The 15,494-nt window shown below is 34.3% G+C and carries 18 protein-coding genes and 2 pseudogenes; 7 read left to right on the top strand and 13 right to left on the bottom strand.

The features are described from left to right. Window positions 1–341: 341 nt before the first annotated feature. The gene (locus ABOA58_RS10420) at window positions 342–740 is read left to right on the top strand and encodes a DoxX family protein (RefSeq protein WP_137020082.1); all 399 of its coding nucleotides are present in this window, start codon (window positions 342–344) and stop codon (window positions 738–740) included. Window positions 741–1,468: 728 nt separating this feature from the next. Next, the gene (locus ABOA58_RS10415) at window positions 1,469–1,813 is read left to right on the top strand and encodes a hypothetical protein (RefSeq protein ID WP_350302217.1); all 345 of its coding nucleotides are present in this window, start codon (window positions 1,469–1,471) and stop codon (window positions 1,811–1,813) included. Between the two features lie 482 nt (window positions 1,814–2,295). Here the strand turns inward: ABOA58_RS10415 and ABOA58_RS10410 are convergent, their stop codons facing one another. From ABOA58_RS10410 to ABOA58_RS10385, 6 genes are all read right to left on the bottom strand, one after another. After that, on the bottom strand, window positions 2,296–3,417 hold the full coding sequence (locus tag ABOA58_RS10410) for an NADH-dependent flavin oxidoreductase (RefSeq protein ID WP_350302216.1): 1,122 nt from the start codon (window positions 3,415–3,417) through the stop codon (window positions 2,296–2,298). Between the two features lie 83 nt (window positions 3,418–3,500). Then, window positions 3,501–3,815: a thioredoxin gene (gene trxA, locus ABOA58_RS10405; protein WP_350302215.1), complete on the bottom strand. Its 315-nt coding sequence runs from the start codon at window positions 3,813–3,815 to the stop codon at window positions 3,501–3,503. A gap of 51 nt (window positions 3,816–3,866) precedes the next feature. Next, window positions 3,867–4,250, bottom strand: a complete 384-nt coding sequence (locus ABOA58_RS10400) for an IDEAL domain-containing protein (RefSeq protein ID WP_350302214.1) — start codon at window positions 4,248–4,250, stop codon at window positions 3,867–3,869. A 100-nt stretch (window positions 4,251–4,350) separates the two neighbouring features. Next, a complete protein-coding gene (locus ABOA58_RS10395; protein ID WP_101221650.1) occupies window positions 4,351–4,770 on the bottom strand; it encodes an RrF2 family transcriptional regulator in 420 nt (139 codons plus the stop codon). A gap of 177 nt (window positions 4,771–4,947) precedes the next feature. Then, entirely contained in the window at window positions 4,948–5,247 is a 300-nt protein-coding gene (locus tag ABOA58_RS10390) for a spore coat protein (protein ID WP_350302213.1), read from the bottom strand. Then, window positions 5,244–5,450, bottom strand: a complete 207-nt coding sequence (locus tag ABOA58_RS10385) for a hypothetical protein (protein WP_137024438.1) — start codon at window positions 5,448–5,450, stop codon at window positions 5,244–5,246. Before ABOA58_RS10385 ends, ABOA58_RS10390 begins: the two co-directional genes overlap by 4 nt. A gap of 184 nt (window positions 5,451–5,634) precedes the next feature. Here ABOA58_RS10385 and ABOA58_RS10380 point away from each other — a divergent pair, with 184 nt between their 5' ends. Genes ABOA58_RS10380 through ABOA58_RS10370 form a run of 3 tightly spaced genes read left to right on the top strand, consistent with a single transcriptional unit; the run spans window position 5,635 to window position 7,374 of the window. After that, window positions 5,635–5,850: a spore coat protein gene (locus ABOA58_RS10380; RefSeq protein ID WP_350302212.1), complete on the top strand. Its 216-nt coding sequence runs from the start codon at window positions 5,635–5,637 to the stop codon at window positions 5,848–5,850. Between the two features lie 11 nt (window positions 5,851–5,861). After that, a complete protein-coding gene (locus tag ABOA58_RS10375) occupies window positions 5,862–6,224 on the top strand; it encodes a spore coat protein (RefSeq protein WP_350302211.1) in 363 nt (120 codons plus the stop codon). Between the two features lie 13 nt (window positions 6,225–6,237). After that, entirely contained in the window at window positions 6,238–7,374 is a 1,137-nt protein-coding gene (locus ABOA58_RS10370) for a zinc-dependent alcohol dehydrogenase (RefSeq protein WP_350302210.1), read from the top strand. Window positions 7,375–7,693: 319 nt separating this feature from the next. Here the strand turns inward: ABOA58_RS10370 and ABOA58_RS10365 are convergent. The 3 genes and pseudogenes from ABOA58_RS10365 to ABOA58_RS10355 all read right to left on the bottom strand — a co-directional run. Continuing rightward, window positions 7,694–7,780: pseudogene (locus tag ABOA58_RS10365) on the bottom strand (YneF family protein); the annotation flags it as partial. Between the two features lie 158 nt (window positions 7,781–7,938). Then, window positions 7,939–8,202 (bottom strand): hypothetical protein, encoded by a 264-nt coding sequence (locus ABOA58_RS10360; protein ID WP_350302209.1) that lies wholly within the window; start codon window positions 8,200–8,202, stop codon window positions 7,939–7,941. Window positions 8,203–8,780: 578 nt separating this feature from the next. After that, window positions 8,781–9,293: a hypothetical protein gene (locus ABOA58_RS10355; protein ID WP_350302208.1), complete on the bottom strand. Its 513-nt coding sequence runs from the start codon at window positions 9,291–9,293 to the stop codon at window positions 8,781–8,783. Window positions 9,294–9,721: 428 nt separating this feature from the next. On the opposite strand from ABOA58_RS10355, the gene ABOA58_RS10350 reads away from it, so the two are divergent. Next, a complete protein-coding gene (locus tag ABOA58_RS10350; RefSeq protein ID WP_350302207.1) occupies window positions 9,722–9,991 on the top strand; it encodes a hypothetical protein in 270 nt (89 codons plus the stop codon). A 196-nt stretch (window positions 9,992–10,187) separates the two neighbouring features. On the opposite strand, the gene ABOA58_RS10345 is transcribed toward ABOA58_RS10350, so the two are convergent. Both ABOA58_RS10345 and ABOA58_RS10340 read right to left on the bottom strand, forming a co-directional pair. After that, window positions 10,188–10,352 (bottom strand): hypothetical protein, encoded by a 165-nt coding sequence (locus ABOA58_RS10345; protein ID WP_350302206.1) that lies wholly within the window; start codon window positions 10,350–10,352, stop codon window positions 10,188–10,190. 962 nt (window positions 10,353–11,314) lie between these two features. Then, window positions 11,315–11,422 (bottom strand): annotated as a pseudogene (locus tag ABOA58_RS10340) (YneF family protein); the annotation flags it as partial. Window positions 11,423–11,617: 195 nt separating this feature from the next. On the opposite strand from ABOA58_RS10340, the gene ABOA58_RS10335 reads away from it, so the two are divergent. Continuing rightward, window positions 11,618–12,508 carry a hypothetical protein gene (locus ABOA58_RS10335; protein WP_350302205.1) on the top strand — a complete coding sequence of 297 codons (891 nt, stop codon included), beginning with the start codon at window positions 11,618–11,620 and terminating at the stop codon, window positions 12,506–12,508. A 197-nt stretch (window positions 12,509–12,705) separates the two neighbouring features. Here the strand turns inward: ABOA58_RS10335 and ABOA58_RS10330 are convergent, their stop codons facing one another. Continuing rightward, window positions 12,706–14,424, bottom strand: a complete 1,719-nt coding sequence (locus ABOA58_RS10330) for an ATP-dependent nuclease (protein WP_350302204.1) — start codon at window positions 14,422–14,424, stop codon at window positions 12,706–12,708. Between the two features lie 291 nt (window positions 14,425–14,715). Beyond that, complete coding sequence (locus tag ABOA58_RS10325; RefSeq protein WP_350302203.1) at window positions 14,716–15,300, bottom strand: recombinase family protein; 585 nt, start codon at window positions 15,298–15,300, stop codon at window positions 14,716–14,718. Between the last annotated feature and the right edge of the window lie 194 nt (window positions 15,301–15,494).

The raw sequence follows: 15,494 nt of genomic DNA, 5'->3' as shown, positions 1-15,494 counted from the left end.
ATATACTGTTCATGAGTAAAATTGAGTAATATACGAGTAATTGCGTAGAACTCACGAGTAAATCAGCAAATTTGACGAGTAAAAGTGCGAAACTCACGATTAACGCGTAAAACGCATGAGTAAAGTGGTTTATTGTTCTGCTCCAGGCTAAGCTCACCTGTTTTCCAAAACCCTCCCTATTGAAATAAGCATTAGAGATAAAATTATGTTTGACAAATCACTAAAATAATATTATCTTTAATTAAAGATAAATTAATTCGAGATAACACCCCTTATTTTTTAAGTATAAATCTCGAATTAAAGATATCTAAATTCAAAATAAATTCCAGGAGGAATCATAAATGATTGGTATAGGCTTATTAGTTATACGGGTAGTAATCGGTTTATCGTTTGTTGGTCATGGGGCTCAAAAATTATTTGGTTGGTTTGGCGGTCATGGCTTGAAAGGTACAGGAGGCTGGTTTGATTCGATTGGCATGAAGCCAGGAGTTACCATGGCCCTATTTGCTGGTCTATCAGAACTTATTGGCGGAGCTTTATTTGCTTTAGGTCTCTTTACACCCTTTGCAGGTATATTAATTGCACTTACTATGCTCGTTGCGATCGTTAAAGTCCATGGACCAAATGGTTACTGGGCAACTCAAAACGGTTATGAATATAATCTTGCCATCCTTGCAGTGGCGATTGGCATAGCGTTAACGGGAGCTGGCCCATACTCACTTGATTCCTTTCTATTTTAAGGAAATCGCTTGGGTTTGCTAAATCCCTACATTACGGGTAACACGGAGTTGGTTTAATCCACTCCGTGTTTTTTCTTTTTCCCCCTTGTCCAGAAATTTTTCTATCGGTTATCAAAGCTTATAACTCGAATAATGGATACTTCGATTACAGTGTTGAGGAAATTGGAACATAGGTTGTCCCATATTTAAATAAGATGGTTTCAATATTGGAATAATGCCATTGAATTATAGAGTACCATCGAATCCTATTCTTTATGTTCTTACATAAGAAAATTTTGGATTGAAAACAATAGTTCCTAATTTGAAATATCATGTCTAAAAACTAAGACTCATAATCAAGAATAATAGAGTACAGTAATAATAAGAATGATCATAACCTCATGTTTTTTTATCTCCGGTGTGTCCTCAATGAATCAAAAGAAACGCTATTTTTTTATAGAACTAAGTTATATATTCCCTCAGAGACAGTTAAAGTGCTCCTATCCCATCCTGACTGAAGATAATAGAAATCAATGGTACTTTATTTTGTTCCTATGGCTTTCAGTAAACAAACGATCGATATATAGACTCTAGTAAAAAAAGATCATACCTAGATAAACAATATAAATCCCCGAGTGATGACATAATCATTTACTCTTTCATAAACCTTACTTCGATGAATATTCCTTAGCACTTGAAAACAGAAAAATACAGTAATAAAAAGATCAATGAAAAAGGGGGAAAAATAAATGAGGATTTTATCTTTTGTGACAGTATTTTTATTTTCTTTTAGTCTTGCTGCAACAGGATTTGCCGAGGAAAATGGTACAAGCCTTAGCGAAGAAAGACTGACACCAGAAGAGTTGAATTATCTTGTAAATGAAGTCGGCAATACTCAAGAAGAATCCGAGGATTTACCTGTTGAAGTTTCAAGACGATTAATTGAAGAGGAGGCTAAAGTTATAGATTCTGGATCGGAATTTATGGTTATATATGACTTAGAAGTTACTAAACCAGGGCAAATCAGCACTTTTGCATCAATTGCTGCAACAACTTTAAAAATGGGGGGGGACCATGAGGCAAATCATTATTAATTTCATTTTCATTCTAATAATATCAGTGATCTTATTTTTTATCTTTAGCTATAATGCATCTTTAGATAGTGATTATATGTTGTCTCTTTTACTTATCATTTCTCTGCAAATATCTTTGATATTAGCTATTCAGTTAAAAAGAAGGTAACACCAGAAGAGCAGCCATTAATTAATGGTTGCTCTTCTGGTGTTACCTAACGTCCTTCCTAACCTTATTCACGTGTTCCGTAAAGATAGCCCCTATCCTCACAAAATTTCCGAATGTATCTGCCGGTGAGACTTAATTGCTGATTAATAAAAATTCGAAAGTCTTTCCCTTTTTTATTTTCCGAAACAGCTTAGAAATAGTTATTCATTCTTAAGGATTCAACTTGAAAACCACTCCCCTTCCATAAACATTAAAAACCCCGGATAAGGAACACTTTTATATGTGTTCCTTATCCGGGGTTTTTTGAAGTATAATGCATTTTTTATTTTTTACTTTATTCTACCCCTGGAAACCATCCTGGAGAGTGGATGATTGCTTGCCATAATGGATCTGGAATATCAAGTTGCAGCTGATTATCTTTGTTTATTTTTGTCACGATATCTGCTTCCCTGCCTTGTTCCACTTTTTGTACCCATTCAGGATCGATTATGATTTCACGGCCTAATGCAATTAACGGAATCCCGGATTGCAGTGCTTTGATCGCATCATCCGCTGTATAGATGGAACCAACTCCAATGACGGGAACTTGATCTCCGATACGTTCTTTTATAATTTCTATCCGAGGTCGGTCAAGGTCGGCTCCCCGTCTTGCTTTCGACCAGAAATCCATTAATGAAACATGAAGATAATCCAAATCCTTTGTTACAAGTCCATCAATTAATGCTAGAGTATCATCCATGGTGATTCCTGGTGTTTCCGGCTCCTCCGGTGAAAAACGATATCCTACGATGAAGTGATCCTTGGCATGTTCAGCAACAGCCTTTTTCACTTCATCCACAACCGCTAATGGAAAAGTCAGGCGCTTTTCAAGAGAACCGCCCCACTTGTCTTCACGATGGTTTGAATGAGGCGAAAAGAATTGCTGAAGCAAGTAACCATTAGCACCGTGAATTTCCACTCCGTCAAATCCCGCTTCAATGGCACGTCGGGTGGTTTCACCAAAGTCGAGAATGATCGATTCTATTTCCTTTTCAGAAAGTGGACGCGGAACTGCCTTCCCTTCGCCTTCCGACGGTATATTGCTTGCACTGACAACATCGCCATCTACTAATTCCGGTGGAACCTCTCGGCCGCCATGAAAAATCTGGAGAATTGCCTTTGCCCCTTTCGCTTTAATCGCTGATGCCAAACGACTTAGACTAGGTATCAATTCATCCTGATCTCCGCCAAATTCCCCGTGAAAACCTTTGCCATTAGCCGTCACGTAAGTACATGCCGTTATAACCATGCCGACACCGCTTGACCGGCGTTCATAATAATTAACTTCTGCGTCGGTAACGGTACCGTCAGAATTAGAAGAGAAATTTGTCATAGGCGCCATCACCAATCGATTTTTCAATTCTATTCCCTTTCCTAAATTGAACGATTCAAATAATGGTGTATATTTAGAATTCATTTAGTAATCCTCCATTTTGTAACCCACCGGTTTGTATAATAAATCAAATCAAATCAAATCAAATCCGCAAACTAATTTAAATATCATGCATACTTTTCGATTAATGCCGAAATGGCTTCTTTTGGCTGGAAGCCAATAGCTTGATCTGCCTTTTCTCCATCTTTGAATAGAATAAGCGCTGGAATTCCCATCACTCCATATTCGCTTGTCGTATTTGAATTTTCATCCACATTAAGTTTTACGATCTTAACCTTATCACCCATTTCCTCATCGATTTCATTAAGAACTGGGGCAATCATTTTGCACGGACCGCACCACGGTGCCCAAAAATCAACCAATACTAAACCTTCCTTGATTTCACTAGCAAAATTATCATCTGTAACATGTTCTATTGTCATGATCATTTCCTCCTTGTATTATCCGAAATATTTATGGTCTTTACTCACCATCTATTTTAAATCAAAATTTGCGATTCTATTTCCCGGGATAAAAGCCTCTGATTTCCTGGCATTCATTTTAGGATGGATTTTGATGGATTCCAATTTACCGGATAACTCCATGAACCATGTTTCATCTTTAGAAAGTAAAGCCAAATCAATTAAAGCCAAAAGATGTGTTTCGTTACTGATTTCTAGATCCGGCAGCTTTTCAGTCCATCTACTTGGAATCCAAATCGATTTTCCAACCGCTTTTTCATTGTCACTTTCCACCACATTCACTTTAACAATTTCACGATTATCGCTCACGTTTTCAACGAAACCATGGATAAGTTCTCCATCTCTTGATTTTCCCTGTACCCAATCCCCATTTTTGAACAGATTGTTTTCAACCATTTCCTTAACACCCCTTTTATGTTCATTTAATATTAAAACTATAGTTATTAACTGTATTAATAAAATATACATTTTGTGCAAAGAAAAAACTAAATCAATATCACGGACATTGTTTAATTTTTTCCAAAAAAGTGCTGAGAGTTATATCTTCCAAATATTTTTCAAAATACAATTCTGCTTCATCGAATATTTGATCCATGACTACCTGGGTATTGGAGGATATGACACATTTTTTCTCCGGATCACCTGTACACCATTTCGGTTTCAAGGTTCCATGTGAGACCGTTATATAAATATCTGCCAAACTTACCTCTTCAGGATTACAGTCTAGAATATAGCCTCCGCCCACACCTTCTTTCGTTTTAACAAATCCCTTTTTTCTTAAGCAGCTCATCATTTTCCGAATCCTTGCCGAGTTTGTACAAACGTTTTCTGCGATAGACTCACTGCTTGCCATATGATCTGGTAGATAAGCTAAATAGACCAAACTATGCACAGCTATTGTAAAATCACTATTCACTTTTCGCATCCTCCTCAAGGAGATTACTGTAATTTTAATGTTTACAGTTGATAAAGTCAACTCAAAAAACTCAACCGAGTCCTAAACTTTGTTGATTACTTTTTCATTGCATTGAAATTCCCCCTATCCACTTAGGATAGGAGGCTTCATTGACCATCTTCAACAATTGGTTACTACTTATTGTTGCGAAAGGGTAATTGCAGTATTTGCCGCTCTTATATTCACTTGTGATTGTTCACTGATATCCCCGGGATGATAATAACCTTTCGAGATCATATAATCACTAATGACCCCGTGTGTTTCTACAGCAACCCTAAGCTGTTCCCGTAATGCAGCCCTCAATTCAGGTGAAGCTGTTTCTGTTATGGCGAAAGCCGTATTCCTTATTCCTGATTTGGCAGAATTCAGAAAGTCAGTAGCAATCACCTGATCGGTCATACCACCCATCCCCGCCATATTTTGCAAAAAGTTAGTCATTGTCTTCCCTCGCCTTGGTTTACCAGGATTTCCTGTAATTTTTGAATATGCTCTCTTCCGTTGCTCATGTCTTGTAAAAGAATGTTTTTTAATTCCGTATCTTGGACTAACCCATTCATTGTAGAAGCTTTTGATAGACAAAGGCTTTTGAAATTCAATATTTCATGCAGTTCTAACGTTTCATGCAGTCCCAACTTTTCCACTAGAAGTATCTCTCCTTTCAGTAACAATCACTTACTTATCTTTCGTTGTTCAAAAGCTCTTATTCATTCCTTTTCATTTTTTTAGAAGGTTAAAACCAATTGGAAAACAACATATAGTCCTCTGTATACCTGAGTGTTGAATAGGGAAAATTACTTTTGTTACCTAGACTTAGGAGGTGAGTGAATGGAAAATGAAAAGCTCGCATTTCACGAGACCATGGAGACGCATGAAATAATAAATTTTAAAACAATATGCTTAATGAAATCCAAATTGATGCAAGGAATTTGTTTTGATAATGATTTGAAAGCATTAATGGAAAAGGACGTACAACAATCCATAGTAGCCATTAATGAACTAAAGACTTTTTACGAAGGTGCCCAAACAAACTATAAACAATGAGGTGAGCTTTAATGGAAATGGACTTTTTAGATCCCCAAGGTGCTGAACATATGCCTGAAATGGCAGATTCCTCTTTTGCCCTGGATTTCCTACTGACGGTCAAAAGCGGTATTCATACGTATGGTATCGCTTTGTCAGAAACAGCAAGTCCAGAATTGCGAAAAGCATTATACCGGCAAATGGAGCAATCCATTGATTTACATGCAGCAATAACCGATTTAATGATAAGTAAAGGCTGGCTCTATCCAAATGATGTTGGAAAGCAAGTTGAATTGGATCTGAAATCAGCTGATATGGCAGTCAGCATCGCTGGGATGAAGTTATTTCCTAACGATACAGATAGACTCGGTATGTTTGCGACGCCGAATAAATAGAGGAGGAAATTTTATGAAAGCCGTAACTTACCAGGGCAGTAAAAACGTGCAGGTTAAAGAGGTTAAGGATCCCCATATCAAAAATTCAGATGATATTATCGTAAAAATTACAACTTCAGCCATTTGCGGTTCGGATTTGCACTTGATTCATCAAATGATTCCTAATATGCCAACGGATTATGTTATTGGCCATGAGCCAATGGGGGTTGTCGAGGAAGTTGGTCCGGGTGTAAATAAATTGAAAAAGGGAGATCGTGTAATCATCCCATTTAATGTTAGTTGTGGAAGCTGCTGGTATTGCGACAACGATCTTACAAGTCAGTGCGATAATTCAAATCCTCATGGGGAAATGGGAGGCTTTTTTGGATATTCAGAAACAACAGGTGGGTATGCGGGTGGACAAGCGGAATACATGCGGGTTCCTTATGGGAATTTCACTCCCTTTAAGATTCCAGAAGACTGTGAGGTCGAAGATGAGAAATTGGTATTACTCGCCGATGCCGCTTCAACTGCATTTTGGAGTGTAGACCATGCAGGAGTTAAACCTGGTGATACAGTCATCATTTTGGGCTGTGGTCCCGTTGGATTACTCGCTCAAAAATTCGCTTGGTTTAAAGGAGCGAAAAGGGTCATAGCCGTCGATTATCTCAACTATCGCTTAGAACATGCAAAAAGGACAAATAAAGTTGAAACGGTTAATTTTGAACAATATGAAAACGTTGGCGAATATCTCAAAGAAATAACTAAAGGCGGAGCTGATATCGTAATTGATTGTTCGGGCATGAGCGGTAAAATGACGCCTATGGAATATCTTGCAACAGGCCTTAAGTTACACGGAGGTGCCATGGGTGGTCTTGTAATTGCTTCCCAAGCCGTACGTAAAGCAGGAACCATTCAAATTACCGGTGTTTACGGTGGGCGTTATAACGGATTTCCGCTAGGAGATATTTTTCAAAGAAACGTGGATATTAAGACCGGACAAGCTCCTGTTATTCCTTATATGCCATATCTCTATAAACTCATATCCGAAGGAAAAGTGGATCCCGGCGATGTCGTAACCCACGTACTACCATTGGATCAAGCTAAACATGGTTACCAAGTATTCGATACAAGGACAGACGGATGCATTAAAGTCGTCTTAAAACCGTAAGTATTATATGTAAAATTGAATGGGCAGGCACTCAAATTCAGAAACCATACATGAAATATAGTAAGTTTCTGAATTTGATGAATCCTGTGTTTTGAAAGTCTCATGAACTAGATTTCCTCTATATGAAACCTTTCATGCTCCCTGATTGCCCTCTTGCTTATCCCCTACCAACACAAAAAACCCCTCTCTCTGATTTAGTTCCCACCAGAGAAAGAAGTTTCGGATTAGTAACGAAAGATAAAGCAAAAACAAGGAAAATTTATGATGAAAGATTCACTCTTCAAGGTAGTTATGAATTGCTTATCTTATAATTGCTAACTTATTTTGTTTGTTGTTTATTCATGGCGCTCATCATTTGATTAATTTTCTTTTGGGATGGTTTCATACCCATTTGCATCATCATCATGAAAAACCCTGATACATTTTTTGTTCCCTTTAGGCTCACTTCTTCTGTTGAGAAAAATATACCTTTAAATTGAATTTTGTCTATAACTTTTTATTCCTACTACTAGTTTTAGGTTTATCTTTCTTCTCTTATAATAAAAGGAAGGTATCTGTTATTAATTAGTTAATCACCCGATATTTACAGATGTAATCCATTGGAGACTCTTCGTGAAATTCTTCAGTATGCCATTTAGCAACACCTTCTGCAGTTTCAACGTTGTATGTAAATATCTCACCTGTGCCAGCTACGTAATCATGAAGGTCTTCAATTGAAGCAAGTCGATAATTGAACCCTGCTTGCATTTCTTCTTCTAACACAATCCACTGTGCAGCATTATCGACTGATACGAATATTTTTTTGATTTCAATTGTTTGAGTTGTCATTTTAAATATCCCCTTTTAAATTCGACCCTTCCCCTTATCCTTACACTCATCACACATAGCACCATTACCTTGAGTCATTAGTTCTCCACTCTTACTGCATAGCTTAAGTAGTTGCATACTCATCATGTCCTTAACTTCTTAGTCCTACTTACACTTAACTATCGATCCGTACATTGCTGTAATAGTAATTATATTAACCATAACCACCAATACTCAATTAGACTCTCTTTCTGTCATACGGGTCATGTCATGCATGAATTGATTCACGGTTAACACTCCCTTATTTAGACAAATATAAAAAGTCTGAGCATTGTGCCCAGACTCCTATCCAGAAATCATTTTTGGTATGTTGGTTTTTTAACTGCTATCAAAACCCAAAAAACCATGATTATTGGAATAAAAAATAAATTTAAATTAATTCTTTTATCAACGATAATTGAAAAAACATCGTTGATAATTAAACTAACTAAGCTTAATAAAATGCATAAAAGCAAAGAATGTAACGATAATTTCAGCATTTTTATTCTCGAAAAGTCAGGTATGTCAAACAATGTGTTTCCCCCTTAGTTTCGGATATTTTACCAGTATCCTAGTGCTTTACATGCCTTTTTAACTTTAGGTTTCTTTTTACCCCATTTGTGGCAAGCAGAATAAGCTCCTAATTTATACAAGTCTTGAACTATTAAAGTAGCAACAGTCATCCCAACAACAGCCCCAAATACAAGTTTTAAAGCCTTTTCGAAACCTGAAGGCGGTGGAGAATGTCTACCTATAGCTGACGCTGATAGTTCGTTTATTTGAATAAAATCGTCTTGTTTAAGTATTTCTTTCTCTAATGATGCTGTTGCGCTTTCAATTTCTTTTAAATCATCTGAAGAAATTCCAATAAGTGCCTGTTGGAGATTGTTAACTTCAGCAGTCGATAGACCATTTTCTTTAGCATAATCTAAGTTTAACTTAATTTCATCATTTTCTTCAACAATAGCAGCATATGCCGACGATTGATTTGTTTGGATAGAAATCGGTGAAAATACAATACCTACAAATAAAACAAAAGAAATAATGGAAATCATACCTTTTTTAAAACCCATAATACATTAACATCTCCCCTGTCTAAATTTACCACTATATAAAACTACCATAACCATATATTTCATGGTAAATAAAGTTTTATTCGAATAATAGTTCAGTAACATTTTCTCACTGAGGTTTCTATAAATCTTAGGAGCATCGTAACTTGACCTAGGGTTGAATGGTTTTGGTATCTCTCTCAGCTTATCTCTTAGTTTATGGATTTAGCATTTAATTCAATTTGATCATCTTTCCCATACGGTATCTTAGGGAAAGTGATACTTTCGACTATGTATTTTCGCAAAAATAAAAAAACACCCAATTACTCAAATCCCTCCTTTATTCTGCAATTCATCGAATCTTTACATGATTAATACATTTATTGAACTTATCTATTTTATAATTAAATTACAATTTAATAATTCATCATCATATGGAGGGTACAATCATGGAAATAAATGAAAGGCAACCATTTGAGTCTTTTTTATCTCCTCGTCAACTTACTGAGCTAAAAATCTTATCTACTAAAACAAACATAGCTTTCCATGAATTATTAGCAATGCCATCAATAGTCTCACTTCTAGAGAAACTGGACAATACTACCGAACTGATTGATGAGCTTAATAATAAAGAAATGATATTAAGAAATAAAGTTTTCATTAATAAGAATAAAGAAGTATTAAATAAGACTCAAAAAGCACTCGACCATTTAGGTTAAGTGCTTTTTCTATGTATAAAGTTCATCCAAATACAAAACACCCGATTACTCGGATGCCTTCAATACTAAATCTTCTCTTTCTAATAGTTCTACACTATAGGAATCCAGGTTGAAGTTTGGACGCAAATTATCTTTTTTCATAGCGTTCTGATCCAAGGAACTTTCCTGCACTTGGAAAGTGAGCTAGAAAACAACTTTATTGGCTATTTCGTGTAAGTTTACCTACATTCCTAATAATGTTAGCTTTCTCTGTTAGAATCTTATTGACTTCTTTCTTATTGTATTTCCACATTTCCTTCTTAACTATATCCTGCTTATCCTCACAACCTAATTCAATCATTACCTCATCTTCAACTTGCATGATTAATTGAATTTCATCCTTGGTAGTTAGCCTAGTTCTTCTGTTACATCACCTTTTCCAATACACACTGTCTTAACTTTATTCCAATAAATCATAATTTTACGTTCAAGTCTGTCTAACGAATGTACGTTTTGTAAGGTTGAAAAATTCTTCTATATAAGCTTCTTTAATATCCATTTAGTTACTGACCTTATTCTGATTGTAATTACCATATGTAAAGTTTTCATTGATCATCTTCATTTCTAGTAACAGCCTATTGATGGTCATTAATAATTCACCATCTTCTTGCTTAGGATATAAGTCAACATTTCATCCAGCTTATCTGCATGTGCTAATTTTAAGGAAATAACAATCTTCTTTTATTTCCTTATCCATGATATATTCCTTTCTATATCTTTCATACTTGATCAGTACCTTTTTAAGAGCCGGACTGATGAATACTATCCTCTCCTTATTCCTTTCCCTTTGACAATCATAATGGTATCTCTTTGATTTAAAAGCTTATATTAGGAGTAAACAAAAGGCTGGTTTACAAGCTGCAAGTATTATATCGATGCATAAGATGGTTCAGTTTTTTTAAATTGTTGTGTAAAAGAGGAATATATAACAGGAAATCCAATGAGGTGAGTTGAAAGGCCAAAAGCTCACAAAAAGCTGCTTAAAGGATCCTCATTTGTTTAAGCTCTTGTCGCTTGTTAATCATCGTTTTCTTCGTAAATCCTTTTGCTAAACAATGATAATCATACTCTTCAATTATATCTATCAATTCCAAAACAAAAACCACCTTTACTGAATCATTCATTCAGAAAAAGTGGCTTAAGAAACAAAAATGAAAGATAAACCAAAATTTTATATAAAATCGGTGGAAGGATTCAGTCTAAATGGATCAACCATTTCGATATTATATAAAATTTTGCATCCAATCTTCCAAGAACATTGATATATCAAGGATTCATGCTAACTTATTTTGTTTGTTGTTTATTCATGGCGCTCATCATTTGATTAATTTTCTTTTGGGATGGTTTCATACCCATTTGCATCATCATCATTTTCAGCATTTGTTCGTTAAGGTTCTCAACCCTTATCATCATTAAATCCGACCACTTATTTTGTTAAGAAAAATATATCATTATCTTCTTAACTTGTCCATGATGGATTCATATATATAGAAGAAACTCGGTTAATCTCTCTTGGAAAACAAAGGTAGGAAATTTCACTCCCCTTTGCTAAAATAAACTCAATAGTATTAAGCATAGGAGATTAAGATGGGATACTCAAATAAAAATAGGTATAGTACAAGACAAGTTATACGTTTAAGAAGGAGAAGTTATGAAAGACCATCAAAACCAGAGGTACCAGAGGTAATTGTGGAAGATAGCAAATTTAATTGGTTTGATACTAGTTTTTTAATTGCAATGTGTACTTTATTTGGATATTTTATGGCATATTCATTTCAAAAAGGAAAATATTCATATTACGGTATAACTGAGATTTTTATTAATCAAGTTGACATTGTAACAATAATAATAGCCGTATCAATTTTTGCAGGAATAGTTTTTACTGTTTACTCCCTTTATGATAACACCCGAGCAATAATTAAATTATATCCATCACCTATAACAAAATTATTACTGTATCCATTTTCACCTTTATTAATTATAGGTATGTTTTTAATGTTTTTACTAGAAGATTTCATTGTAATACCAATTATTCTTTTTATAATATTAGTCTGGATTTTTGTTTCACCCATAAGTCAGCATAAGGAAGTACAAGGTTATAAAAATAAATTGCAAAAAAAAGTAGAATATATAGAAGAAGAAGGTTTTACTTTTACTAATTTTAAATATGCAATTAAATATATACCTACAGCTAGAGTTTTTTTCATCATTTCATTCTTTCTTATATTAAATCCAGTTGTATCTTTGATAGGTATTAATGAAGCTAAGACTGAAAGAAGTTATTTTATGTTGAAACATAATAATCAAGAATACTTAGTTATTGATGAATATGGTGATAATATAATTATCGCTCCTTTTGATAAAAAGAAAAATACAATAAAAAAAGAAATTCAAATTATTGAGGTTAAATCAGATTTTGAAAACCCAATAGTTTTAAAGAATATTTATTTAGAAGATAAACTTGTTATAAAAGATTAAATTATAAGATTATCCCCTCTGAGTGAGCAATGTGAGCATTGCGGTGACCAAAAAATGTGTCAGTTCTGTAACCAAATAAAACATAAAAACGCTCTTAAAGTCTGTGATTATAGGTTGCTATTCATTTAATATAAAAAGAAGTTCCTTAAATTTAAGGAACTTCTTTTTAAGTGACACCCTTTGAGTCAACAAGTTAATTATTTAATCAGATGAGTAACTACTTTTTCTTCCTCTTCTTTCTTCTTCGCTTCCATTTCTTCATCAGTTTTTTGTTGAATCAATTCAATAAAGAAATCATCATAATCCTGTTCAGCATTTATTCTACGAAAACCAATATCCAAAGGTTTCTCTTCATCTCGGTTTATTATTTGTTCAAATAAATTCTCTACTATCCTTCTAGGCTTAGCAAACTCATCTGTATCAGAGATTCCATGTAATATTTCATAAATTGTCTGCGTTTTTTTATTATTTGGTACGTCTCCAATATCAATGGCATTTTCAAAGTTTGCTATTGAACAGAAAATCCTTATGTTACTACCTTCTTTAAGTTTAAATATTTTTTTACACTTCGTAAATTGACCTTTTAATGTTGAAGAGGAGTGCTTAGTATGATTATCTACATCATGTAAAACATCATAATTAGAGTTAAACTGATTAAGAATTTTCATCAAAGTCCCAATTGTATCTTTACCTCTAGCACGAATTATGTGCAAATTTTCATTCTTTTGTTTTGCGAGGTGTTTAAAAGCAATATACTCAGTATCCCCTTCAACAATTACTACTTTATCCGCAAAGAAAAATTCGTTTACATATGAATCTACATAGTTTAAAATCTTCATATTTTTAATATCATCTGCATCAAATTGGTCACTAATAGATTTATATAATTGAATTGCTTCTTTATCTCCAACACGGAATACTTGAATAGAGGTATGTCCCTCAGATAAATCTATAAGTATTGGAGAATGAGTAGAAATCATGAGTGGCATTTTTTCACCAATTTTATATAAGGAACGACTTAGTGCTCGAACCGCTTCTGGGTGTAAGAAAGCTTCTGGCTCATCTATTAGTAATAACTTATTATCACTTTCACCCATTAGTTTTTTCTCTATCATGTTTTGAATGAGGTATATTAGACTCATCCTTTGTAAACCAGTTCCTTGATTTGCTAATGGCATATTAGGTTTTTTTTTATTGTCAATATGTACATTTGAACTTGTAGACTTTAATATTTCAGATGCTGAAAAACCTTCACTCTCTCCACCTACTACTTTTAAAGATAAATGTTCGTTTGAAAATAAAGTTCGTAAGTTATCGGAAACATCACCACTTACTTGTTCAAGTAGTCTATCCGTACTTAATTTAAGTTTCCTTAAAAACTCTGGGTACGACTTTTTGAGTTTAGCATACTCTTCAGCTAATTCTTTTTCTTCTGCGTTGCCTTCATTACCCTCTATTTTTTCTAAATTATTTTTAAGTATCTCTGTATATATATTTTGAATTAAATCACTAATATCATCTGGTAACATAGCTGGGGTTATGTAATAAGGTTTATTGTTTAAGATTTCTTCAAGGGTATCTTTCAAATCGTGGCTTCCATTAATTACATCACCACTTCCATCATAAAATTTAGGAGCAGTACCCTCAGTATACTTCTTTATAATGGTGATTTTATCTTCACCAGACTCAAATACAGCATTTAGTACAATTTCCTCATTCGCTTCCGAGAAGCAATCATTAGCAATAGCATTTGTTTTAGACGCTTTTTGAAAGAAACAGTTGATAGCTTCTAATATAGTAGATTTACCTGTATTATTTCTTCCAGTTAAAATTGCAATTGAGTCTTTTGAAAAATCAATGGTAAAGGTATCTTTAAAAACCTTATAATTTGTTACACTAAAATTTGTTAATCTCACCAAACATTCCCCCTAAGTATTTTAGTCTATATTTTACCATATATATCCTCTTTATGGGTGTTTGTTCTTCTGAAATACGACTTATTTCTTGTAACTATATTTATTGAGCCAGCTCCTTAGCAGAAAACAAGATAGGGTTAAGCTCTGGTTCAGACTCATACCATACTTTGTTTCTGGTAGCTCTATGGCTGTTTCTTTTCGCCTACTGTGAGCATTACTCCAAGAACATGAACCTTAAAATAGTAACCAAAATAAAAAGAGGAAAACAACATTTTGGTTGCCTTCCTCTTTTTACTTAATACCTTCCCTCTCTAATAATCTATATATCGTTCCTGTACCTACCTTAAAGGTTGTGCGAATATCATTAATAGATTTACCCCTGTTATAGGCTTCAATTATCGCTTTCATTCGTTGTTCTTCCTTACCTCCTTCAATTAGCTTCGTTTTACGTCCTTTGAATTTCCCTTCACTTTTTGCTATCTCAATACCTTCCTTTTGACGTTGCTTAATCATCTTACGCTCAAACTGTGCTAAACCTGAAAATATAGTGAATAGGAGCTCACTCATAGGGTTATCGTCAGAGAGGTCTAACCACTTATCGGTAATAGACTTCAATCCTGCACCTTTGCTTTGAATAGTTTCAACGATTGCTAGTAAGTCTTTAGTTGAACGTGATAAGCGACTTATTTCATGGATGATTACCATGTCACCTTCTTCAAGTTCTTCAAGCATTCTTTGTAACTCTGGTCGCTCCATTGTAGCACCACTTAGTTTTTCAATATAAAACTCTGTACAACCCACTTCTTTTAATGATTTCTTTTGTCGTGCAATGTTTTGCCCTTCACTACTTACTCTTATATAGCCAACCGTTTTCATTAAAACCACTCCAATACCGTTAATCTATAGTAACATTTTATTAATAATTACAGTAATAGTCAAACGGTAATGAACAGAAGTCTTGAATCCCTTGATACATCTAAGTTTCCTTTTTCACATGTTCGTTACCGTTTATGTTTAGTCTATAGGTAATACGGAAATTGTTCTCTTTCAAACATCTTTACAATTAGTAC

This window comes from Peribacillus frigoritolerans (assembly GCF_040250305.1).
Taxonomy (GTDB): Bacteria; Bacillota; Bacilli; order Bacillales; family DSM-1321; genus Peribacillus.
This window is presented reverse-complemented; position numbering and strand designations above follow the sequence as displayed.

Excerpts from the sequence above, each read along its gene's own strand:
- ABOA58_RS10420 (WP_137020082.1), top strand. The coding sequence starts at position 342 with ATGATTGGTATAGGCTTATTAGTTATACGGGTAGTAATCGGTTTATCG.
- ABOA58_RS10415 (WP_350302217.1), top strand. The coding sequence starts at position 1,469 with ATGAGGATTTTATCTTTTGTGACAGTATTTTTATTTTCTTTTAGTCTT.
- ABOA58_RS10410 (WP_350302216.1), bottom strand. The coding sequence starts at position 3,417 with ATGAATTCTAAATATACACCATTATTTGAATCGTTCAATTTAGGAAAG.
- trxA (WP_350302215.1), bottom strand. The coding sequence starts at position 3,815 with ATGACAATAGAACATGTTACAGATGATAATTTTGCTAGTGAAATCAAG.
- ABOA58_RS10400 (WP_350302214.1), bottom strand. The coding sequence starts at position 4,250 with ATGGTTGAAAACAATCTGTTCAAAAATGGGGATTGGGTACAGGGAAAA.
- ABOA58_RS10390 (WP_350302213.1), bottom strand. The coding sequence starts at position 5,247 with ATGACTAACTTTTTGCAAAATATGGCGGGGATGGGTGGTATGACCGAT.
- ABOA58_RS10380 (WP_350302212.1), top strand. The coding sequence starts at position 5,635 with ATGGAAAATGAAAAGCTCGCATTTCACGAGACCATGGAGACGCATGAA.
- ABOA58_RS10375 (WP_350302211.1), top strand. The coding sequence starts at position 5,862 with ATGGAAATGGACTTTTTAGATCCCCAAGGTGCTGAACATATGCCTGAA.
- ABOA58_RS10370 (WP_350302210.1), top strand. The coding sequence starts at position 6,238 with ATGAAAGCCGTAACTTACCAGGGCAGTAAAAACGTGCAGGTTAAAGAG.
- ABOA58_RS10360 (WP_350302209.1), bottom strand. The coding sequence starts at position 8,202 with ATGACAACTCAAACAATTGAAATCAAAAAAATATTCGTATCAGTCGAT.
- ABOA58_RS10355 (WP_350302208.1), bottom strand. The coding sequence starts at position 9,293 with ATGGGTTTTAAAAAAGGTATGATTTCCATTATTTCTTTTGTTTTATTT.
- ABOA58_RS10350 (WP_350302207.1), top strand. The coding sequence starts at position 9,722 with ATGGAAATAAATGAAAGGCAACCATTTGAGTCTTTTTTATCTCCTCGT.
- ABOA58_RS10345 (WP_350302206.1), bottom strand. The coding sequence starts at position 10,352 with ATGCAAGTTGAAGATGAGGTAATGATTGAATTAGGTTGTGAGGATAAG.
- ABOA58_RS10335 (WP_350302205.1), top strand. The coding sequence starts at position 11,618 with ATGGGATACTCAAATAAAAATAGGTATAGTACAAGACAAGTTATACGT.
- ABOA58_RS10325 (WP_350302203.1), bottom strand. The coding sequence starts at position 15,300 with ATGAAAACGGTTGGCTATATAAGAGTAAGTAGTGAAGGGCAAAACATT.